Here is a 4123-nt window from a genome sequence, read left to right on the forward strand (position 1 = left end):
ATACCATTTCCAGGATTGGAGAAGAATACTCACACTAAGGCGCAAAGAGAGCTGGTGCCTAACCCCAATACAAGAAAACTTGGCGGCTTGGCGGCTTTGCGTGATACCATTTCCAGGATTGGAGAAGAATACTCACGCTAAGGCGCAAAGAGAGCTGGTGCCTAACCCCAATACAAGAAAACTTGGCGGCCTTGAGCATCCTTGAGCGTGAATCCATTTCCTGGATTGAAGAGAAATGATCACGCAAAGGCGAGAAGAGTAAGGTGGAGGGATTTTTCCATCAGAGGGGGCGACTGTGGTTCGTGCAATAACCCCAGAAGAGGACTCTTACCCTGCCACTTCTGTCTTTGCCATCGTTCTGGCAAGGAGGAGCGAGGTCGGCTCATCTATCCGATACCGGACCAGTCTCCCCTCTCTTCGGATCGAGAGGAGCCCTTTCTCTTCGAGCCTTTTCATATGCCAGGTGATCGAAGGCCCACTCTTTCCAATGGCATCTGCGATCTCCTGACGAGAGATCTCAGGGCGTACCATAACGATGCGGAGGATCTCTGAAGAGGTTTTTGAACGAAGGCAGGAGAGGAGATCCAGTTCATCGCGGGAATAAGCACCACCATTCTGAAAGAATCTTCGAAAACCCTTCTCTTCCATTACTCTGATCATATGCGATCGCTCAAGGATCGCACAATGGTATCGGATTGTACTCAGGGTTGCCCCGGTCCTTCTGGCAACCTCATGCAGATGGATGCCAGGTTCACTACAGATCCGCTCGAATATCTCTTTTCTCAGAGTATTCCCGAGTACATTTGATCCAAAGATGCGTCTGTACCCGCCGATCACCCATATTTTTAGTGCTGCCACACTCTCAAGGGGAAAACATGCCACCTGGAGGAGGAAGATCCAGAGGGGAAGCTCAAAGAGACTGATCGGTGTCGGTGTCACCGGAACAGCCCCGACAGGCGGGTTCTCATGACCTGAACTGATCATGTATGGAGAAGCCGCGACAGAAGTAACAAACGCTACCATGAAGAAGAATATGAAGAGTAAACGCCGTGACATAATCAATACCAGATCGTGAATGCAAACCAGGTCTCTTCCTGACCGGTGTTCTCTATTCGGAAGTACCACTCACCTTCGGGGATAGCATCTTCACCTGCGATCTCAAGATAAATCCGACCATCAATCAGATCATCATCACCATCTTCAAACGGACCGAGGATGGTATCAGGTGAATATGCTGTGAAGATGAGAGGATATCCTTCAAACCGGAGGTCAACCCAGAGTCGGTCCCTGTCTGCCGGAATGTGGAGGGTAGAATAATCAATCTCACCTCCATTCAGTGATCGCCACTCAAGTATCTCGGTCTCCTCAGGCTGTACAGGTATAGTATTGACCATATAGACATTCATATTCGGAACTGTCGATGGATTCATCCACATCTTCAGTCTTTTCGCTGAGAGCATGAGAGGAAAATAGGGATCGTATCGTTTGATATGGAAAATCCTCTGTGTCCGTTCATTCTCATCGCCTGAAGTCCATGTCATTGATGATATGGTACGAGGCATCATATTTTGTGTCGGAGACTGAAATTCCATAGGCTGTTGGGAGGGGGTGATTCTTATCCTGACTTGTCCATAGGGTTGGTTGCCATCCATTGAATTATAGATGAGAAGTGTCATTTCCGCAGGCTGGATCTCCTGTTCCTGGTTTATGATGAATGATACATCATCAACCGCATGAATCATTACGGCCGATCCCGGAGTTATCAGCAACGCAATGAGGATGAATGAGATCCATATCCTGCGTCGGTCGATCATTCTTTAATTTACTCTTTTGAATGGTATAAAGGATATGGTACAATCATCTACAGATTTCTTCAGAGAGAATCCGGACGACAGACGGCAGATGCGACATGTTGAGGAATGTGTGAGAAAACCCTACTTAACACTCGTCATTCATTCTTCTGAACATGATAGAACTGACAGACCTGACGAAACGGTACAATGGGGTGGCTGCAGTAGACAGCCTCTCCCTCTCTATCGGTGAGGGGGAGATCATCGGACTCCTTGGACCAAACGGTGCAGGGAAGAGCACCACCATCCTGATGACAACGGGCTTAATCGAGCCGGATGGAGGTGAAATTCGGATCGCTGGATATGAGATGCAGAAAGAACCAAAGCGTGCGAAAGCGTTGATCGGATACATGCCTGAAGATGTGGGTTTTTATCCACGCCTCACTGCTGCAGAAAACCTCGACTTCTTCGGAAAGCTCTACGAGATGGAGAGGGAAAAGAGGAAAAGACGGATAGATGACCTCCTTGTTCTCGTCGGACTTGATGGAGTACAAACCCAGGTTGGCGGATATTCAAAGGGGATGCGGCAGCGGCTCGGTCTTGCGAAGGCATTATTGAACGAGCCGCCGGTCATCATTCTTGACGAACCTACAGCAAATCTCGACCCGGTCGGTGTCTCCGATTACCGCCGGATCGTCAGGGAGGCAGCAGCAGCCGGATCAACGATCCTGGTATCCTCCCATATCCTCGCTGAGGTGAGTGTGATCTGTACACGAATCGCACTCCTATCACGCGGAAAACTTGTAGCAGATGGCACATGGCAGGAGATCGCAGACCATGGAAAGGGAGTTGTGATACGTGTTGAGGGGCGAAGACCACTCCCTGAGTTTCCGATCCAGGGGATCAGTTCGGTAATCTATACCCCTGATCGGGTCGGGGCTGTGATCGCTGCTGACCACGATATCCGGGATGCTATCTCTGATCTGGTTGCTTCTGCCGGAGTACCTCTCAGGAATCTTCAGATCGATTCAGAATCAGCAGAAGAGGCGCTTCTCCAGCGTTTCAGGGAGGAGGCGAGGTCATGAGCAACGCACTCTTCGTCATTGCAGAGAAAGAGTTCTCAGATTCATTCCGGAACAGGACAATTCTTGCGATATTTGCGATATTCTTTGCAATATCGGTGATCGGGATAATCGGCGGGATCGCTGAGTACCAGGATACTCTCGATTCCTACAATGAACTCTTATCAACCGCAGGGACACAGGAGCGCGGGCTGATGGATACACGCCCCTCACCGATGATCATCTTTGGATCTGTTGGTGCACTCCTCGTCACGATGGGGGCACTGCTAGGGATCACTTCTGGCTTTGACCTGATCACCCGTGAGCGGGAGACAAAGTCGCTGAAGGTGCTCCTCTCCCACCCGGTCTTCCGGGACGAGGTGATCAACGGAAAAGCGATTGGAGCAGGAGGTGCACTTGCTTTGATATTTGCTGCAACAATTGCGGTATCAATAGCACTCATGCTGATCACCGGCATTGTACCGGGCGGAGATGAATGGTCATCGATTGCGATCTTTTCGTTCTCTGCATTTCTGATGATCATCGCCTACTTTGCGATTGCACTCTGTATGTCGGCGATATCTGAAACAAGCGGAACAGCACTCGTCTATACGCTGATCATCTTCATCCTCCTCTCCGGCCTCCTGCCGGTACTTATTGAGAACGGTGCAGCAGACGCAATTGCAGGTGATGCTCCGACGATGCCGCGTATGATACAATCTGTCTCAATCGACAGTCGCGAGGGCGGGCGAAATTTCCAGGCGATGACAGAATCTGAAGATTTCCAGAAATACCGCGAGGATATCCAGGATTGGCGATCACGGAGGCAGGCAGTGATCGATATCGCATCGCTCTTCTCCCCGACGATGAGCTTTGATTCAATCTCTGATGCACTCACAAGCACGAGTTCAATGACAGTCACGGTGAGATCAGGACCGGGCGGCGGTATGATTGCCCAGACCCAGGCATCAGACACCTCAGAATCGATACTCTCCCACCTCCTGGCACTCCTCGCATTTCCTGCGATCTTCTTTGGTATTGCATATATGAGGTTTATGCGGATGGATCTCAGGTGATCAGTTTGATACGTCGTATTTTTATTATTGGGTTGATCCTCTGTATCGTTGTAACAGGATATGGTGCGGCAACTACAGACTATACCAAACAATACTCGATATCAACACCATTTCCAGGCAGGAGTGTCGAGGCAGGGACGATCATCTCCTTCCCGATCGTAGTCGAGAGTACCGGAACCGGAGAGACCGGTCGTCT

At 50.0% G+C, this 4123-nt stretch carries 5 protein-coding genes; 3 read left to right on the forward strand and 2 right to left on the reverse strand.

Features of this window, described 5'->3' with window-relative positions; all coding sequences use genetic code 11:
* Positions 1-327: 327 nt before the first annotated feature.
* Both Q7V06_RS08660 and Q7V06_RS08665 read right to left on the reverse strand, forming a co-directional pair.
* Positions 328-1056: a winged helix-turn-helix transcriptional regulator gene (locus Q7V06_RS08660; protein ID WP_304840619.1), complete on the reverse strand. Its 729-nt coding sequence runs from the start codon at positions 1054-1056 to the stop codon at positions 328-330.
* A gap of 2 nt (positions 1057-1058) precedes the next feature.
* On the reverse strand, positions 1059-1814 hold the full coding sequence (locus Q7V06_RS08665; protein WP_304840621.1) for a hypothetical protein: 756 nt from the start codon (positions 1812-1814) through the stop codon (positions 1059-1061).
* 152 nt (positions 1815-1966) lie between these two features.
* Between Q7V06_RS08665 and Q7V06_RS08670 the strand changes: the two genes are divergently transcribed.
* From Q7V06_RS08670 to Q7V06_RS08680, 3 genes are all read left to right on the forward strand, one after another.
* Positions 1967-2875, forward strand: a complete 909-nt coding sequence (locus tag Q7V06_RS08670; protein ID WP_304840623.1) for an ABC transporter ATP-binding protein — start codon at positions 1967-1969, stop codon at positions 2873-2875.
* On the forward strand, positions 2872-3927 hold the full coding sequence (locus Q7V06_RS08675) for an ABC transporter permease (RefSeq protein ID WP_304840625.1): 1056 nt from the start codon (positions 2872-2874) through the stop codon (positions 3925-3927). Before Q7V06_RS08670 ends, Q7V06_RS08675 begins: the two co-directional genes overlap by 4 nt.
* 5 nt (positions 3928-3932) lie before the next feature.
* The coding region (locus Q7V06_RS08680) for a hypothetical protein (RefSeq protein WP_304840627.1) at positions 3933-4123 on the forward strand (191 nt) is incomplete at its 3' end.

The organism is Methanocalculus sp. (assembly GCF_030651615.1).
GTDB lineage: Archaea > Halobacteriota > Methanomicrobia > Methanomicrobiales > Methanocorpusculaceae > Methanocalculus.

What these genes read in the sequence shown, in the direction of transcription:
- Q7V06_RS08675 (WP_304840625.1), top strand. Translation starts at nt 2,872, where the DNA reads ATGAGCAACGCACTCTTCGTCATTGCAGAGAAAGAGTTCTCAGATTCA.
- Q7V06_RS08665 (WP_304840621.1), bottom strand. Translation starts at nt 1,814, where the DNA reads ATGATCGACCGACGCAGGATATGGATCTCATTCATCCTCATTGCGTTG.
- Q7V06_RS08670 (WP_304840623.1), top strand. Translation starts at nt 1,967, where the DNA reads ATGATAGAACTGACAGACCTGACGAAACGGTACAATGGGGTGGCTGCA.
- Q7V06_RS08660 (WP_304840619.1), bottom strand. Translation starts at nt 1,056, where the DNA reads ATGTCACGGCGTTTACTCTTCATATTCTTCTTCATGGTAGCGTTTGTT.